The 15,309-nt window shown below is 71.7% G+C and carries 15 protein-coding genes; 9 read left to right on the top strand and 6 right to left on the bottom strand.

The window, feature by feature from the left end; all coding sequences use genetic code 11:
• Window positions 1-106: 106 nt before the first annotated feature.
• The 4 genes from OKJ99_RS20620 to OKJ99_RS20605 all read left to right on the top strand — a co-directional run bounded on the left by OKJ99_RS20620 (window position 107) and on the right by OKJ99_RS20605 (window position 4,558).
• On the top strand, window positions 107-1,504 hold the full coding sequence (locus OKJ99_RS20620) for a CitMHS family transporter (RefSeq protein WP_326018410.1): 1,398 nt from the start codon (window positions 107-109) through the stop codon (window positions 1,502-1,504).
• Between the two features lie 21 nt (window positions 1,505-1,525).
• Window positions 1,526-2,788 carry an MFS transporter gene (locus OKJ99_RS20615; protein WP_326018409.1) on the top strand — a complete coding sequence of 421 codons (1,263 nt, stop codon included), beginning with the start codon at window positions 1,526-1,528 and terminating at the stop codon, window positions 2,786-2,788.
• 99 nt (window positions 2,789-2,887) lie between these two features.
• A complete protein-coding gene (locus OKJ99_RS20610) occupies window positions 2,888-3,970 on the top strand; it encodes a Zn-dependent alcohol dehydrogenase (protein ID WP_326018407.1) in 1,083 nt (360 codons plus the stop codon).
• Between the two features lie 117 nt (window positions 3,971-4,087).
• Entirely contained in the window at window positions 4,088-4,558 is a 471-nt protein-coding gene (locus OKJ99_RS20605; RefSeq protein ID WP_326018467.1) for a VOC family protein, read from the top strand.
• Between the two features lie 99 nt (window positions 4,559-4,657).
• On the opposite strand, the gene OKJ99_RS20600 is transcribed toward OKJ99_RS20605, so the two are convergent.
• From OKJ99_RS20600 to OKJ99_RS20590, 3 genes are all read right to left on the bottom strand, one after another.
• Window positions 4,658-5,656, bottom strand: a complete 999-nt coding sequence (locus OKJ99_RS20600; RefSeq protein WP_326018405.1) for an urea transporter — start codon at window positions 5,654-5,656, stop codon at window positions 4,658-4,660.
• 106 nt (window positions 5,657-5,762) lie between these two features.
• A complete protein-coding gene (locus OKJ99_RS20595; protein WP_326018404.1) occupies window positions 5,763-6,488 on the bottom strand; it encodes an ArsR/SmtB family transcription factor in 726 nt (241 codons plus the stop codon).
• Window positions 6,489-6,531: 43 nt separating this feature from the next.
• On the bottom strand, window positions 6,532-7,212 hold the full coding sequence (locus OKJ99_RS20590) for a TetR/AcrR family transcriptional regulator (RefSeq protein ID WP_326018402.1): 681 nt from the start codon (window positions 7,210-7,212) through the stop codon (window positions 6,532-6,534).
• A 90-nt stretch (window positions 7,213-7,302) separates the two neighbouring features.
• On the opposite strand from OKJ99_RS20590, the gene OKJ99_RS20585 reads away from it, so the two are divergent.
• Both OKJ99_RS20585 and OKJ99_RS20580 read left to right on the top strand, forming a co-directional pair.
• A complete protein-coding gene (locus OKJ99_RS20585; protein ID WP_326018400.1) occupies window positions 7,303-8,454 on the top strand; it encodes an acyl-CoA dehydrogenase family protein in 1,152 nt (383 codons plus the stop codon).
• A 61-nt stretch (window positions 8,455-8,515) separates the two neighbouring features.
• On the top strand, window positions 8,516-8,809 hold the full coding sequence (locus OKJ99_RS20580) for a YiaA/YiaB family inner membrane protein (RefSeq protein ID WP_326018398.1): 294 nt from the start codon (window positions 8,516-8,518) through the stop codon (window positions 8,807-8,809).
• 39 nt (window positions 8,810-8,848) lie between these two features.
• Here OKJ99_RS20580 and OKJ99_RS20575 read toward each other — a convergent pair whose 3' ends face one another.
• Both OKJ99_RS20575 and OKJ99_RS20570 read right to left on the bottom strand, forming a co-directional pair.
• Window positions 8,849-10,201 (bottom strand): M20 family metallopeptidase, encoded by a 1,353-nt coding sequence (locus OKJ99_RS20575; RefSeq protein ID WP_326018397.1) that lies wholly within the window; start codon window positions 10,199-10,201, stop codon window positions 8,849-8,851.
• Window positions 10,198-11,541, bottom strand: a complete 1,344-nt coding sequence (locus tag OKJ99_RS20570) for an MFS transporter (protein WP_326018395.1) — start codon at window positions 11,539-11,541, stop codon at window positions 10,198-10,200. Before OKJ99_RS20570 ends, OKJ99_RS20575 begins: the two co-directional genes overlap by 4 nt.
• A gap of 244 nt (window positions 11,542-11,785) precedes the next feature.
• On the opposite strand from OKJ99_RS20570, the gene OKJ99_RS20565 reads away from it, so the two are divergent.
• The 3 genes from OKJ99_RS20565 (at window position 11,786) to OKJ99_RS20555 (ending at window position 14,822) form a co-directional block, all read left to right on the top strand.
• Complete coding sequence (locus OKJ99_RS20565) at window positions 11,786-12,589, top strand: FadR/GntR family transcriptional regulator (RefSeq protein WP_326018393.1); 804 nt, start codon at window positions 11,786-11,788, stop codon at window positions 12,587-12,589.
• Window positions 12,590-12,723: 134 nt separating this feature from the next.
• Window positions 12,724-14,082, top strand: a complete 1,359-nt coding sequence (locus tag OKJ99_RS20560; RefSeq protein ID WP_326018391.1) for a pyridoxal phosphate-dependent decarboxylase family protein — start codon at window positions 12,724-12,726, stop codon at window positions 14,080-14,082.
• 95 nt (window positions 14,083-14,177) lie between these two features.
• Entirely contained in the window at window positions 14,178-14,822 is a 645-nt protein-coding gene (locus OKJ99_RS20555) for a TetR/AcrR family transcriptional regulator (RefSeq protein ID WP_326018389.1), read from the top strand.
• 25 nt (window positions 14,823-14,847) lie between these two features.
• Here OKJ99_RS20555 and OKJ99_RS20550 read toward each other — a convergent pair whose 3' ends face one another.
• Window positions 14,848-15,309, bottom strand: a complete 462-nt coding sequence (locus OKJ99_RS20550) for a MaoC family dehydratase (protein WP_326018387.1) — start codon at window positions 15,307-15,309, stop codon at window positions 14,848-14,850.

Here is a 15,309-nt window from a genome sequence, read left to right as displayed (position 1 = left end):
GCGTGTCAACGTCTTGTTAACACTTGTTCGGCCCACCTAGCGTCTCGCTGGCTGCCACCCCCACGGCAACTGTTCGACGGCGAACGCAGACGTTAGGGATCCCTCCATGCTGACCATCCTCGGATTCGGCATGATCGCCACCTTCCTGGTGCTGATCATGATGAAGAAGGTGTCGCCCATCGCGGCGCTCGTGCTCATACCGGCGCTGTTCTGCGTCCTGGTGGGCAAGGGCGCCAATCTGGGCGACTACGTGATCGCCGGCATCGGTGACCTGGCGCCCACCGCCGCCATGCTGATGTTCGCGATCGTCTACTTCGGCGTGATGATCGACGTCGGTCTCTTCGACCCGATCGTGCGCGGCATTCTGAAGTTCGCGAAGGCCGACCCCGTCCGCATCGTCGTCGGCACCGCCCTGCTCGCCGCGATCGTCTCGCTCGACGGCGACGGCTCCACCACCTTCATGATCACCGTCTCGGCGATGTACCCGCTGTACAAGCGCCTGAAGATGAGCCTCATCGTGATGACGGGTGTCGCCGCGACCGCCAACGGCGTGATGAACACGCTGCCCTGGGGCGGACCGACGGCCCGCGCCGCCACCGCGCTGAAGGTGGACGCCAGCGACATCTTCGTGCCGATGATCCCGGCGCTCGCCGTGGGACTGCTCTTCGTGTTCGCCCTCTCGTACGTGCTCGGCCACCGGGAGCGCAAGCGGCTCGGCTATCTCTCGCTGGACGAGGACGTCACGGTCACCGAGACCGTCGAGGAGAAGGTGCTCGTCGGGGCCGGAAGCGGCAGCAAGGGCACCGGTGCCGGTGGCGGATCCGCGTCCACCCCCTCGTACGAGAACGAGGAGGGCGAGACGTTCTCCGGGCTCGACCCGAACCGGGCCACCCTGCGCCCCAAGCTCTACTGGTTCAACGCCGTGCTCACGGTGGTGCTCCTGGCCTCCATGATCATGGAGTTGCTGCCGATCCCGGTGCTGTTCATGCTCGGCGCCGCGCTCGCCCTCTCGGTCAACTACCCGAACATGACCGACCAGAAGGCCCGGATCGGCGCGCACGCAGAGAACGTGCTCAACGTCGCGGGCATGGTCTTCGCCGCCGCCGTCTTCACGGGCGTGCTCCAGGGCACCGGCATGGTCGACCACATGGCGAAGTGGGTCGTGGGCGGCATCCCGGACTGGATGGGCCCGCACATGGCGCTCGTGACGGGCGTACTGTCCATCCCCTTCACGTACTTCATGTCCAACGACGGCTTCTACTTCGGCATCGTGCCGGTCCTCGCCGAGGCCGGGAACGCGCACGGCGTCTCGACCCTGGAGATCGCCCGCGCTTCCCTCGTCGGCCAGCCGCTGCACATGTCGAGCCCGCTGGTCCCGGCGGTCTACGTGCTCGTGGGCATGGCTAAGGTCGAGTTCGGCGACCACACCAAGTTCACCGTGAAATGGGCGGCGTTGACCGCGCTGGTCGTCCTCGGCGCCGGTCTGCTGTTCGGAATCGTGTGACCCGATGAATCCCGTGACCTCATGAGCCGTGCCTGGCTGCTCCGCCTCGTCATCGCCTTCAGCTTCGCGCAGGGGGCGGTGTCGATGGCGCGGCCCGCGGTCTCCTACCGGGCCCTCGCGCTCGGCGCCGACGAGCGTGCCGTCGGCGTCATCGCGGGGGTCTACGCGCTGCTCCCGCTGTTCGCCGCCGTGCCGCTCGGCCGGCGCACGGACCACGGGCGGTGCGCGCCACTGCTCCCGGTGGGCGTCGTCCTCATCGCGGGTGGCTGCGCGATGAGCGGACTCGCCGGCACCCTCGTGGCGATGGCCGCCTGGAGCGGTGTCATGGGGCTCGGGCATCTGTGCTTCGTCATCGGCGCCCAGTCGATCGTGGCCCGGCAGTCCGCGCCCGAGGACCAGGACCGCAACTTCGGCCACTTCACCATCGGCGCCTCCCTCGGCCAGCTCGTCGGGCCGATCGCCGCCGGCGCCCTGATCGACGGCCAGGACATGGCGGGCACGAGCGCGCTCGCTCTCCTCGTGTCGGCGGGCGTCTGCGCGCTGGCCGTGACCTCGCTGTGGCGCATCGAGTCCCTTCGTACGCGGACGGATTCGCGTACGAAGGAGGCCTCCAGGGTCCCCGTGCACCGCATCCTGCGCACCCGCGGCGTGCCCGGCGGCATCTTCATCAGCCTCGCCGTCCTCTCCGCCACCGACATCCTCACGGCGTATCTGCCGGTGGTGGGCGAGCACCGGGGGATCGCGCCCGCCGTGGTCGGTGTGCTGCTCAGCCTGCGCGCGGGTGCGACGGTCGCCTGCCGCCTGGTCATGACCCCGCTCATCAACTGGCTCGGCAGGACCGCCCTGATCACCACCACGTGTCTGCTCGCGGCGGTGCTGTGCGCGGGCATCGCGCTGCCCGTGCCCGTGTGGGCGCTCGGCGCGATGCTGGTCGTCCTCGGCTTCTGCCTCGGGGTGGGCCAGCCGCTCTCCATGACCACGGTCGTCCAGGCCGCCCCCGCCGAGGCCCGCTCCACCGCCCTGGCGCTCCGGCTGACCGGCAACCGTCTCGGCCAGGTCGCGGCCCCGGCGTCCGCGGGACTGATCGCGGGCGTGGCGGGGACGGCGGCGCCGTTCGTGATGCTGGGCGGGCTGCTGTTCGTGGCCGCCGGTCTCGGGGTCAGGGGCGGCGCGGAGCGCGGCTCCGATGGCGGTGCCGATGGCGGCTCCGATGGCGGTGCCGGGCAAGGGAGAGCACGGGTGCCCCGGCTCCGTCGACGCGAGAAGGACCACCAGCGGCACTGACCCCGCACCCGGTGCCCCCTGGACCCCGGAAACTAGCGACGCTAGTTTGGCTGGGCACGTACGTGACACCCCGCACTCGCTCAGGGAGTTGTGCTCATCATGGTCCGCGCCGCCGTACTGCCCGCCGTCGGTTCCCCGCTGGAGCTCGCCGACATCGACCTGCCCGAACCGGGGCCAGGCCAGGTCCGGGTGCGGCTCGCCGCCGCCGGGGTCTGCCACTCCGACCTGTCCCTGACCAACGGCACGATGCGGGTGCCGGTCCCCGCGGTCCTCGGCCACGAGGGCGCGGGCACCGTCGTCTCCGTCGGCGACGGCGTCACGCACGTGGCCCCCGGTGACGGCGTCGTCCTCAACTGGGCGCCGTCCTGCGGCAACTGCCACGCCTGCGCGCTCGGCGAGGTCTGGCTGTGCGCCAACGCCCTCGCGGGTGCGGCGAACATCCACGCGAAGCGTGCGTCCGACGGCAGTGATCTCCACCCCGGCCTGAACGTCGCCGCGTTCGCCGAGGAGACGGTCGTCGCCGCGAACTGCGTCCTGCCGGTACCGGACGGCGTCCCGCTCACCGACGCGGCCCTGCTCGGCTGCGCCGTCCTCACCGGGTACGGCGCCGTGCACCACTCCGCGCGCGTACGGGAGGGGGAGACGGTCGCGGTGTACGGCGTCGGCGGCGTCGGCCTCGCCACGCTCCAGGCCGCGCGCATCGCGGGCGCCTCGAAGATCATCGCCGTCGACGTCTCCCCGGAGAAGGAGGCGCTGGCGCGCGCGGCGGGCGCCACGGACTACGTGGTCGCCTCGGAGGACACGGCCCGCGAGATCCGTGGACTGACCGACAAGCAGGGCGTCGACGTGGCGGTGGAGTGCGTCGGCCGCGCCGTCACCATCCGTACCGCCTGGGAGTCCACCCGGCGCGGCGGCCGCACCACCGTCGTCGGCATCGGCGGCAAGGACCAGCAGGTCACCTTCAACGCCCTGGAGATCTTCCACTGGGGCCGCACGCTGTCCGGCTGCGTCTACGGCAACTGCGACCCGGCGAACGACCTCCCGGTGCTCGCGGAGCACATCCGCGCGGGCCGTCTCGACCTGAGCGCGCTCGTGACCGAGCGGATCGCGCTGGACGGGATCCCGGCGGCGTTCGACAACATGCTGGCGGGCAAGGGCGGTCGGGCGCTGGTCGTGTTTTAGCCGTACTTCTGTCGATGAGTTCCCGGCTGGCGGCCGGTCTGTAGAAGGAGAAGCCTGATGCAGACCGGCGCGACCGTCGCCGGCACGGGACCCAGGAGGCACGCCATGCCCGCCAGCATCCAGAAGATCCGCCCCTGCTTGTGGTTCGACGGCAAGTCGGAGGAGGCCGTCGCCTTCTACATGTCGCTCTTCCCCGGCTCCGACTCCGAGGTCCTGGAGGTCCAGCACTTCGGCGACGAGGGGTCACAGGAACCCGGCTCGGGCGTCGTCGTGTCGTTCCGCCTCGCGGGCACCGAGTACCAGGCGCTGGACGGCGGACCCGAGTTCAAGTTCAACGAAGCGGTCTCGTTCTCCGTGGACTGCGACGACCAGGCCGAGGTCGACCGGCTGTGGGACCGCCTCACGGTGGACGGCGGCGAGCCCGGGCCGTGCGGCTGGTGCAAGGACAAGTACGGCCTGTCCTGGCAGATCGTGCCGCGCCGCCTGCCCGAACTCCTCGCCGACCCCGACAAGGACCGGGCCGGTCGGGTCCTCGCCGCGATGATGAAGATGGGCAAACTCGACGTCGCCGCCCTCGAATCCGCCTGACCATTTCTAGCCCCTGCGGCGATTGAGCAGGCGGCGCCGTGGCTGAGGCCTCGGGGCTCCGCCCCGGACCCCGCTGCTCAATCGCCGCAGGGGCTTGATTTACCCGCCGCAGGGGCTTGATTGGGTCAACCGAGGGAACGACCTCGCCGCGACAAGGAACACCAACGTCGTCAACGCGAACGGCCACGTGAACATGTGACCACCCACCGGCGCCGCCAACGCCCCGAACGCCGGCGCACACACCGTCGCGGCAACCGCCCCCGCCACCGCATACGGCACCGTACGACGCGTGGCCTCAAGGAACACCCCGCCGAGCGCGAGCGCAACCAGCACCGCGTTGTACGCGGACGTGCCGTCGGCGAGCTGCGCGGCGGGCTCGCCGAGTGCCCACGCGGTCGCCATGCCCGCGACGTTCCCGAGGCAGGCCACGCCCGCGACGCGCGGCCCGGCCACCAGCAGCCCGGCGAGCACCAGGGCCCCCGCGTACCACTGCGGCATCAGGAAGATCTGGCCGAATCCGGCGAAGAACCCCCGTACGGCGTCGTCGAGTTGCAGGCCGGTCCTGGCCCCGGACACCGCCCGCGGGAACGCGGCGATGCCGCCCCCACCGGTCCACACCCGCGCGAACCCGGGCGCGGCCAGCGTGATGACGCTCGCCACGAGGCAGAACGGCAGCGTCAGGGCGGGCAGCCCCCACGCTCCGAGGGCCCGCCCCGCGGCGGCGGTGGCCACGGTCGCGGCGGCGCAGCCGAGCAGGGCCACGAGCACCGAGGACAGCTGGTCGGGGTTGAGGAAGACGGCGCAACTCACGCCCACGAGGCAGGCGTTGAAGCCCTCCATGCCGAGCGTGAGCCGCTCCTTCTCCACGCCGAGCAGCGCCGCGACCAACGTGCCGACGGCCGCGCCCCCGACCCCGTAGAGTCCGTACTCCCACCCGGCGGAGAACAGGGCGGCGGCGAACAGCGTGCCCGTGAGTGCGCGCGGCAGGAACGTCACCTGGCCGATGCCACGCAGCACGCGCAGCGCGAACTGTCTACAACCGGTCGCCCAACTCTGCCCGATTTCCTGGTGAATCGCGGCATCCGCCGTCTGCGTCATGCGCCGCTCCCGTGTTACGAAGATGTTTCCCGGCCCGGCGAATGTACGTTACAGCTACTTCTGTGGGAGGCCCTGGCCGGGGGCGGGAACGCGCCACGGTGCCCGCTCAGCGCAGCGTCGCCACGCCCAGCTCGGCCCGCAGTGCCTGCTCCCCGGCCCCGGTCACCCGCACCGCCCGCTCGGAGCCGATCCGCTCGACCCAGCCGGCCGCGAAGGCGTGACCGCACAGCGCGGCGCCCGCGCGCCCGGCCAGGTGGAGGCGGCGCTCCGTCCAGTCGAGGCAGCCGCGCGCCAGCGGTCGTCGCGGACCGGGTTCGAGCGGCGCCCCGAGCGCGCGGAACCAGCCGTGCCCCGCGTCGGTGAGCGCGAAGGCCGAGGAGGCCGAGGGATCGGTATCGGCCCGCAGCAGCCCCCGCTCGACCATCGCGTCGGTGACCGTGATCCCGAGCCGGCCCGCGAGGTGGTCGTAGCAGGTCCGCCCGCGGGCCATCGCGGTCCGCGCCGACGCGGCCCGGAGCGTGGGAGGCCGCTCTCCGCCGTCCGGCACGGCGTACCCGGCAAGCCCCTCCAGGAGTTGCGCGACCTGCGCGTCGGCGAGCCGCAGATACCGGTGGCGGCCCTGCCGCTCCTCGGCGAGCAGGCCGCCCGCGACGAGCTTGCCGAGGTGCTCGCTCGCGGTCGATGCCGCGACGCCCGCGTGCCGCGCCAGCTCGCCCGCCGTCCACGCCCGGCCGTCGAGCAGCGCGAGCAGGCAGGCGGCCCGTGTCTCGTCGGCGATCAGTGAGGCGAGGGCGGCGAGGCGCGGAGCGCCGGGTTCCGTGGAGGCGGCCATGCGTCAAGGATGACCCCGGCACGCTTCGGCGGCCGCCGAAACGTCAGCGGTCGGTGGGTGTGGCCGTCGCGGCGGCCGTGGCCACCTGCTCGTACTGCACGGCGAGCCCGTCGAGCAGGGCCGTGAGCCCCGTCTCGAAGGCCCGGTCGTCGACGGCCTCCTGTCGCTCGGCGAGCAGATGCGCCTGCCCGAGGTGCGGATAGTCGGCGGGGTCGTACGCGGCCTCGTCGTCGGGGAAGCCGCCCGCGAACGAACCGAGCGCGGATCCCGTCACGAAGTACCGCATGAGCGCGCCGATGGACGTGGCCTGCGGTGGCGGCCATCCGGCGTCGACCATCGCGCCGAACACCGCGTCGGCGAGCCGCAGTCCGGCCGGGCGTCTCCCCGGCCCCTGCGCGAGCACCGGGACGATGTTCGGGTGTGCGCGCAGCGCCGCCCGGTAGGAGACGGCCCAGTCGTGCAGCGCGGTGCGCCAGTCCCGGTCGGCCCCGTCCTCGGGGGCGTCGAACATCGACAGGTCGACCTGTGCGCTCACCGAGTCGGCGACCGCCTCCAGGATCTGGTCCTTCGTACGGAAGTGGTTGTACAGGGAGGGCCCGCTCACCCCGAGCTCGGCGGCGAGCCGCCGCGTCGAGACGGCCGCGAGGCCCTCGGTGTCGACGAGGGTGCGGGCCGTGTCGACGATGCGATCTCTGCTCAGGAGGGGCTTGCGCGGTCGGGCCATGCGGCACATAGTAGGGCTGCGAACCAAAAACTAGCACTGCTAATTAACCGCTGAGTCGGTTGATTCGGTCGATCCACACGGGAGTGGCACATGAACCTGGAGCTGAGCGAGGAGCAGACGGCGGTGCGCCGGCTCGCCAAGGACTTCGTGGACCGCGAGATCGCGCCGAACGTGGTGGCGTGGGACCGGGCCGAGGAGGTCGACCGGGGCATCGTCAAGAAGCTCGGCGAGGTCGGCTTCCTGGGCCTGACCATCGACGAGGAGTACGGCGGCTCGGGCGGCGACCACTTCTCGTACACGCTGGTCACGGAGGAGCTGGGGCGCGGGGACTCGTCCGTGCGCGGCATCGTCTCCGTCTCCCTGGGCCTGGTCACCAAGCCGATCCAGCAGTGGGCGAACGAGGAGCAGAAGCGGCACTGGATCCCGAGGCTGACGGCCGGAGAGGCGCTGGGCTGCTTCGGCCTCACCGAACCGGGCCACGGCTCGAACCCGGCCGACCTCCAGACCCGCGCGGTCCGCGACGGCGACGACTACGTGATCAACGGCACGAAGATCTTCATCACCAACGGCACCTGGGCCGATGTCGTCCTCCTCTTCGCCCGCACCAACGACACCCCGGGCCACAAGGGCATCTCCGCCTTCCTGGTCCCCACGGACACCCCTGGCCTGACCCGCAACACCATCCACGGCAAGCTCGGCCTGCGCGGCCAGACCACCGCCGAGCTGGTTCTTGAGGACGTCCGCGTCCCGGCCTCCGCGCTGATGGGCCCGGAGGGCAAGGGCTTCTCGATCGCCATGTCCGCGCTCGCCAAGGGCCGGATGTCGGTGGCCGCGGGCTGCGTGGGCATAGCCCAGGCCGCCCTCGACGCGGCCGTCGGATACGCGGGCGAGCGCGAGCAGTTCGGCAAGTCCATCGCCTCGTACCAGCTGGTGCAGGAGCTGATCTCGGACATCGCCGTCGACGTGGACGCGGCCCGCCTGCTGACCTGGCGGGTCGCCGACCTCGTCGACCGCGGCGAGGACTTCGCGACGGCGGCGTCCAAGGCGAAGCTGTTCGCGTCCGAGGCCGCGGTCCGCGCGGCGAACAACGCCCTCCAGGTCTTCGGCGGCTACGGCTACATCGACGAGTACCCCGTCGGCAAGCTGCTGCGCGACGCCCGTGTCATGACCCTCTACGAGGGCACGAGCCAGATCCAGAAGCTGATCATCGGCCGTGCGCTGACGGGCGTCTCGGCGTTCTGAGTACGTACTTGAGTACGCGGGCGGATAGGGCTTCGGCCCCGTCCGCCCGATCCTGTACGGCATGAGCAGTGACACTCCGGTCAAGCAGCAGAACACGGTCGCCTTCTACGGACAGGCCGTCGCATCGTTCGTCGTCGCTCTCACCGCGACGGCCATCGGCATCTACAGCCTCGACGTCAGCGGCTGGATCCGCGCGTTCCTGGCGATCGCCGTCCTCTACCTCACGACCTCGGCCTTCACGCTGGCCAAGGTGATCAGGGACCGCCAGGAGGCGGGCCAGATCGTGAGCAGGGTCGACCAGGCCCGCCTGGAGAAGATCCTGGCGGACCACGACCCGTTCAAACCGGTGGTCTGAACCGGGTGGCAGGCCTTGGTGTGCACGGCGGGCGGGGCGTCAGGGGGACGTCGGGGTGGACAGCAGTTTCGGGACGTCCAGTGCACCGCCCGCCTCCGTGAACTCCCGTTCCACCGCTGCCCGCAGGTCGCTGTCCGACAAATGGTCCGCGACCGTGCGGGCGAGGGCTGCCGCACCGTCGAGGACCGCTCGATCGGCCTCCGCGCCCTGCGCGCAAGCCGCGAACTCGGCGGTGTGCAGGGCCGTCCCGGCCGGGGCGACGGACAGCATGGGATGGATGGCCGGGATGCGGACGCTGACGTTGCCCAGGTCCGTGGAGCCGAGGGCGGAGTCCGGCGCGGCGCTGCCGGGCAGCACGGTGCGGCCCCGGCCCGTGAGGTGCTGGGCGAAACGTGCCGCGAGGACGTCGTTGTGCCGGACGGGGACACAGGGCGGGCAGTCGTCCCAGCGGGTGGTGACGGTCGTGCCGGTCATCGCGGCGGCGCCCTCGAAGATCCGCTGGACCCGGTCGGAGAGCTCCGCCAGCGACTCCACGGTGGCGGCCCGCAGGTAGAAGTGGGCGGCCGCGCGCTCGGGCACGACGTTGGGGCGCGAGCCGCCCTCGGTGATCACGCCGTGCACCCGGTCGTCCGGGAGGATGTGCTGGCGCAGCGCGGCGACCCCCTGGTAGGCGGCGACCACCGCGTCCAGGGCGTTGCGGCCCATGAACGGCGCGGCGGAGGCATGGGCGGCGCGTCCGGTGTACTCGACGACCACCTCGCGCAGCCCCAGAAAAGGTGCGTCGGAGAGATCGGGCCCCGACGAAGGGTGGATCATCACGGCGGCGTCGACCCCGTCGAACGCCCCCGCGCGGGCCAGGAGTTCCTTGCCGGTGCCGTTCTCCTCGGCCGGGGTGCCGAGCAGCACCGCCGTGCCACCGGTCCGCTCCAGTACGGGCACCAGCGCGAGGAAGGCGCCGACGGCCGCGGCGCAGATGATGTGGTGACCGCAGCCGTGACCGATGCCGGGCAGCGCGTCGTATTCGGCCAGCACCGCCACGGTCGGCCCGTCGCCCGAACCGGCCGACGCCCGCAGCGCCGTGGGCAGTCCGTGCGCCCCGGTACGTGCCGTGATGCCGTGGGCCCGCAGCAGGTCGGCGACGCGGGCGACGGCGCGGTGCTCCTCGAAGCCCGGCTCGGGGTCCGCGTGCAGGGCGCGGCCGAGGCCGAGCAGCTCCGCCTCGAGGTCCTCGACCGCTGCGTCGATCCGGGCGTGCACATCGAGGCCCGCCCCCTCGTACGGTGAGGATCGGGCGGGCGCGGAGGCCGCGGCGTCGGCCGCCCGCCGGGCAAGCCGCTCGAGATGGGCGCGTCCGGCGTCACTCGCGGACGGAAAGGCGGTGGCGTCGGTCATCGGGTCTCCTGCGGCACGGTGTCGGCGACGGACGGGGTGGACGGGGCGGAATCCGGTGTGGTCAAGCGCCGGTGGAGGGCCACGCAGCCCATGCTGATCAGCGCCATCACGACGAACAGGATCGCCACGGGGGTCCAGGAGGCACCTGAGGAACCGGACAGCCACTGCGCCAGGGGCGGGACGACGCCGCCGCCGATCAGGCCGGCGATCTGGTATCCGAGCGAGAGCCCCGTGTAGCGCACGCGCGGCGGGAACCACTCGGTGATCATCGTTCCGACGGTGGCGTACGCGATGGTGCTTGCGAGCATGCCGAGCCCCATGCCCGCCCAAAGGCCCACGACGCTGTGCGATCCGACGAGCCAGAACATCGGGAACGCCACGACCAGATGAGCCGCCATTCCGACGAGCGTGACGCGCCGGACGCCGAACCGGTCGCCCAGCAGCGCGGTGAGCGGGGTGAAGACGATCACTACCACCGAGGCGAACATGCCCGCGGCCGATGTCTGCGCCTCCGTGAAGCCCAAATGGGACACCGCGTAGGCCGATACGAACGTGACGATCACATAGAAGCCGCCGACGGTGACGAGGAAGGCTCCCGTGGCGAGCAGCCAGGTGCGCCACGAACCGCGAGCGACGTCGAGAACGGGCAGCTTGGTGGCGGCCCCGCCCGCCTCCCGCTCCTCGCGCAGCGCCTCCTTGATCTCCGGCGCCTCCTCCAGGCGGCTGCGGATGATCAGGCCGGTGACCACGAGCACGCTCGACAGCAGGAAGGGGATGCGCCAGGTCCAGGCGAGCAGCGCGTCGTGGCCCGGCAGTGAGGCGAGGGTGAAGACCCCGGTGGCGAGGAAGAAGCCGATGCCGTCGCCGACCTGCGGGAAGGACCCGTACAGCGCCTTGCGGTGCGGGGGTGCGTTCTCCACCGCGTAGAGGACGGCCCCGCCCCACTCTCCGCCGACGGCGAGCGACTGCAGGACGCGGATGATCAGCAACAGCACGGGGGCGAGCGCCCCGGCCACCGCATAGCCGGGCAGCAGTCCGATCAGGAACGTGGACACGCCCATCAGGAGCAAGGAGCCGATGAGGGCGTGCTTGCGCCCGTAGCGGTCGCCTATGTGCCCGAAGAGGATCGCGCCGAGCGGCCGGCCGAGGGAGCCCACAGCAAGGGTGGCGAAGGAACTGAGCACACCGAGCGCGGGGCTCATCTCGGGGAAGAAGAGCTTGGGGAAGACCAGGGCGGCGGCGGTGCCGTAGATGGCGAAGTCGTACCACTCGACACTGGTACCGATCAATGTGGCGGTGGCGATGCGCAACGGGCTGTGCCCGCCTGGGGGAGACGTCATGGACCGGGGCTCCTTCTGAGGGCAGGACGGCGGGCCCGCGGGGGGAGCGCGGGGCGGGGGCGGCCGACCGGGAAACAAGGGCCAAGGACTATGGATTCGAATGGACCCATAAAGTGGTACCGGGACGCTACGAGCGGGGGAGAAGCCCTGTCAATAGGGTCTGCACCGAATCCAATAAGGCTTCTGGGCGGGCGAGTTCGTGTCCCGAGGTCATCCGATGGCGACGAGACGACCGGGAGGACACGTGGTGAAGGCGAGAGCCGGGAGCGGGGCCGACGGCACGGGCGCGGCGGTGCGCCACTCCGATCCGATGGAGCGACCGGGGCAGCGCAGGCCCTCGCGCGACATGGTCACCGAGATCCTGCGCAAGCGCATCGCCCTGGGCGGCTTCGCGCCGGGCAGCAGGCTGCCGGCCGAGCGCGAACTCGCCGCGTCCCTGGGCGTCGGGCGAAACACCGTCCGCCAGGCGGTGCGCAAGCTCGCCGAGGAGGGCCTCGTGGTCACCACGCTCGGCCGCTCCGGCGGGACACGAGTGCGCCCCACCCCGACCGTCGAGGGCGAACGTGCCGCCGTGGCCGCCGACTTCAGGGCCACGATCCGGGACTACATGGAGTACCGGACGGCGGTCGAACCGTTCGCGGCCGGGCTCGCGGCGCGGCGTGGCTCCACCGTCGACCGGCGGGCCCTGGTGCGGATGCTCGACGAGGAGGTCGCCGACCTCGCCGCCTATCACCGGGTCGACTCGCGCTTCCACCTGGCGGTCGCCGCCGCGGCCGGCAACGAGGTCCTCGGTGAGGCGGTGGAACGGGCCCGCGCCGAGATGTTCGTCCGCGGCAACGCGCTCTGGCTGGACTGCGACTGGACCCTCGTCTATCCGCCGGACCGGGACCTCTCGCGGGTGTTCTGCGAGGAGCACCGGGCCATCGCGCTCGCCGTCCTGGCCGGTGACGCGGAGACCGCGGAGGCCCGGATGCGCGAGCACTTGGAGGACTCCGGCCGGCAGTTCCTCGCGCTGCTCGACCACTTCGAGGCGAACGGCGGGAGCTGACGGGGTTCTGGGGGTGAACTCGTTGACCGGCGACGTGGGTTGTGGTTAGCCTCCGAAATGGGTCCGGTCGAATCCAAATACCGAATCGTGCCCACCGGGAACCCCCGGCACCCCGTCCCTGGAGGTACGGCACCTTGCACAGCCATGACGAAGCTCTCGCCCGCACGGTGCTCGACCATGTCGAGCACCGGCTGCGCCTCGACCCGGTGCCGCTCGGCAGGCTCGGTGACGCCGCCGAGCTCGACGCCGCACTCAAGGGCGCCCTGGGCGGTGGCCCGTGCGCTCCCGGTGACGTGCTGCGGCTGTTCACCGAGCACATAGAACCGACCGTCGTCTCCTGCGACAGCCCGGGATTCCTCTCGTTCGTCCCCGGCGCCCCGACCAAGGCCGCCGCCCTCTTCGACATGGTGCTGTCCGCCTCCTCGCTGCACGGCGTCTCCTGGCTGGAGGCGTCCGGCGCCGTCGCCGCCGAGAACCAGGTGCTGCGGCTGCTCGCCGATCTCGCGGGCCTGCCGGGCGGGGCGGGTGGCTGCTTCGTCAGCGGCGGGTCCGCGGGCAACCTGTCCGGACTCCTGGTGGCCAGGGACACCGCCCGTACCTCTGACGGCCGCCCCGTGGACCGGCCCCGGATAGCGGTCAGCGACCAGGCCCATTCGTCGATCGGCAGCACGTTGCGGATCATGGGCGTCGAGGCGCTCGTGGTGCCCACCGACGACCACCGGCTGACCGGGGACGCGGTGCGCGCCGCGCTGGCGGCCGACGGTGACCCGGAGAGCGTGGTCGCGGTCGTCGCGACCGCGGGCACCACCAATGCCGGCATCGTCGACGACCTCGCGGGCATCGCCGACGCCGCCCGCGCCCACGGCCTGTGGTTCCACGTCGACGCGGCCTACGGCGGCGGCGCCCTGTTCTCGCCGCGGCTGCGCGAGCGGTTCGCCGGCATCGAGCACGCCGACTCCCTCGTCATCGACCCGCACAAGTGGCTGTTCACGCCGTTCGACTGCGGCGCCCTCCTGTACCGGAACCCCGCCCTGGCCCGGGCCGTCCACACCCAGGACGCCTCCTACCTGGACTGCATCCACACCGATGCCCCGCAGGAATGGAACCCGAGCGACTACGCGTACCACCTCACACGCCGCCCCCGAGGACTTCCGCTCTGGTTCTCACTCGCGGTGCACGGGACGGAGGCCTACCGAGAGGCCGTCGAGGCCGGGCGGCGGCTCGCGGTGGAGAGCGCCGCCCTGATCCGCGCCACCGACGGCCTGGAACTGCTGCGCGAGCCCGAGCTCTCGGTGGTGCTGCTGCGCCGCACGGGCTGGGGGCCCGCGGACTACGACGCCTGGTCGCGGCGGCTCCTGGAGCGGCAGATCGCCTTCGTGGTGCCGACGGTGTGGGAGGGGGAGACGGTGGCCCGCTTCGCCTTCCTCCATCCGGACCTCGGCCTGGACACGGTGCGTACGATCCTGGCCGACATGGTGGCGGACTCCGAGTGAGTCGCGACGGGTTCCCGGAAACCGGACCCTAAGCGCTCGCTCACCCCGGAGGGTAGGGTGTGCCCTCAGCCCCACGGGAGGATGTGAGCGCAGCGATGACGCAGGACGAGCGCGTCGAGGGAGTCGGCGACGAGGTCACGGACGAGATGCCGTGGGCCGATGTCACGCCCGACGCGGCCCGGCGGCTGCTCGTCGCGGCGGTGCAGGCGTTCGCCGAGCGCGGCTACCACGCGACCACGACCCGCGACATCGCGAGCCGCGCCGGCATGAGCCCGGCCGCGCTCTACATCCACTACAAGACCAAGGAAGAGCTGCTCCTCAAGATCAGCCGGATCGGCCACGACAAGGCCCTGGCGATCCTGCGCAGGGCGGTCGAGAGCGACGGCACGGCCGCCGAGCGGCTCGCGGAGGCCGTCCGGTCCTTCGTCCGCTGGCACGCGGGGCACCACATGACCGCGCGCGTCGTCCAGTACGAGCTGGACTCGCTGGGCGAGGCGAACCGGCCCGAGATCGTGGCGCTGCGCCGGCGGAGCGACGCCTCGGTGCGGGAGATCATCAACGACGGTGTGGAGTCGGGCGAGTTCGACGTCCCCGACGTGCCGGGCACCACGGTCGCCGTGCTCTCGCTCTGCATCGACGTGGCCCGCTGGTTCAACGCGGAGGGCAAGCGGACCCCCGACGAGGTCGGCGCGCTCTACGCCGACCTCGTGCTGCGCATGGTGGCCGCTCAGAAGCAGTAGCCGGACTCAGGGGCGGTAGCGGGACTCACAGGTAGTAGCGCGACACCGACTCCGCGACGCACACCGGCTTGTCGCCGCCCTCGCGCTCCACGCTGAACGCCACGCTCACCTGCACACCGCCGGCCACGTCCTCGACGTTCGTGACCTTCGCGGTGGCGCGGAGCCGCGAGCCCACCGGGACGGGGGCGGGGAAGCGCACCTTGTTCGTCCCGTAGTTGACGCCCATCTTCATGCCCTCGACCTTCATCAGCTGCGGGCCGAACAGGGGCAGCAGCGACAGGGTGAGGTAGCCGTGCGCGATGGTCGTCTTGAACGGGCCCTCCTTCGCACGCTCCGGGTCGACGTGGATCCACTGGTGGTCGCCCGTGGCCTCGGCGAACTTGTCGATGCGGCTCTGCTCGATCTCGACCCAGTCGCTGTACCCGAGCTGCTCGCCGACGGCGCCCTTCAGGTCGTCGACGTCCTTGAAAACGCGCGGCTCCGCCAT

Origin of the sequence: Streptomyces endophyticus (assembly GCF_035798155.1) — a bacterium.
Classification (GTDB): Bacteria; Actinomycetota; Actinomycetes; order Streptomycetales; family Streptomycetaceae; genus Streptomyces; species Streptomyces endophyticus.
The sequence above is the reverse complement of the archived record's forward strand: the minus strand, read 5'-3'. Positions and strand labels throughout refer to the sequence as shown.

Bases quoted from the DNA above. Each gene is read 5' to 3' on its own strand.
- OKJ99_RS20595 (WP_326018404.1), bottom strand. From the start codon at position 6,488: ATGGCCGCCTCCACGGAACCCGGCGCTCCGCGCCTCGCCGCCCTCGCC.
- OKJ99_RS20600 (WP_326018405.1), bottom strand. From the start codon at position 5,656: ATGACGCAGACGGCGGATGCCGCGATTCACCAGGAAATCGGGCAGAGT.
- OKJ99_RS20620 (WP_326018410.1), top strand. From the start codon at position 107: ATGCTGACCATCCTCGGATTCGGCATGATCGCCACCTTCCTGGTGCTG.
- OKJ99_RS20610 (WP_326018407.1), top strand. From the start codon at position 2,888: ATGGTCCGCGCCGCCGTACTGCCCGCCGTCGGTTCCCCGCTGGAGCTC.
- OKJ99_RS20615 (WP_326018409.1), top strand. From the start codon at position 1,526: ATGAGCCGTGCCTGGCTGCTCCGCCTCGTCATCGCCTTCAGCTTCGCG.
- OKJ99_RS20555 (WP_326018389.1), top strand. From the start codon at position 14,178: ATGACGCAGGACGAGCGCGTCGAGGGAGTCGGCGACGAGGTCACGGAC.
- OKJ99_RS20550 (WP_326018387.1), bottom strand. From the start codon at position 15,309: ATGGCGGAGCCGCGCGTTTTCAAGGACGTCGACGACCTGAAGGGCGCC.
- OKJ99_RS20590 (WP_326018402.1), bottom strand. From the start codon at position 7,212: ATGGCCCGACCGCGCAAGCCCCTCCTGAGCAGAGATCGCATCGTCGAC.
- OKJ99_RS20570 (WP_326018395.1), bottom strand. From the start codon at position 11,541: ATGACGTCTCCCCCAGGCGGGCACAGCCCGTTGCGCATCGCCACCGCC.
- OKJ99_RS20580 (WP_326018398.1), top strand. From the start codon at position 8,516: ATGAGCAGTGACACTCCGGTCAAGCAGCAGAACACGGTCGCCTTCTAC.
- OKJ99_RS20585 (WP_326018400.1), top strand. From the start codon at position 7,303: ATGAACCTGGAGCTGAGCGAGGAGCAGACGGCGGTGCGCCGGCTCGCC.
- OKJ99_RS20575 (WP_326018397.1), bottom strand. From the start codon at position 10,201: ATGACCGACGCCACCGCCTTTCCGTCCGCGAGTGACGCCGGACGCGCC.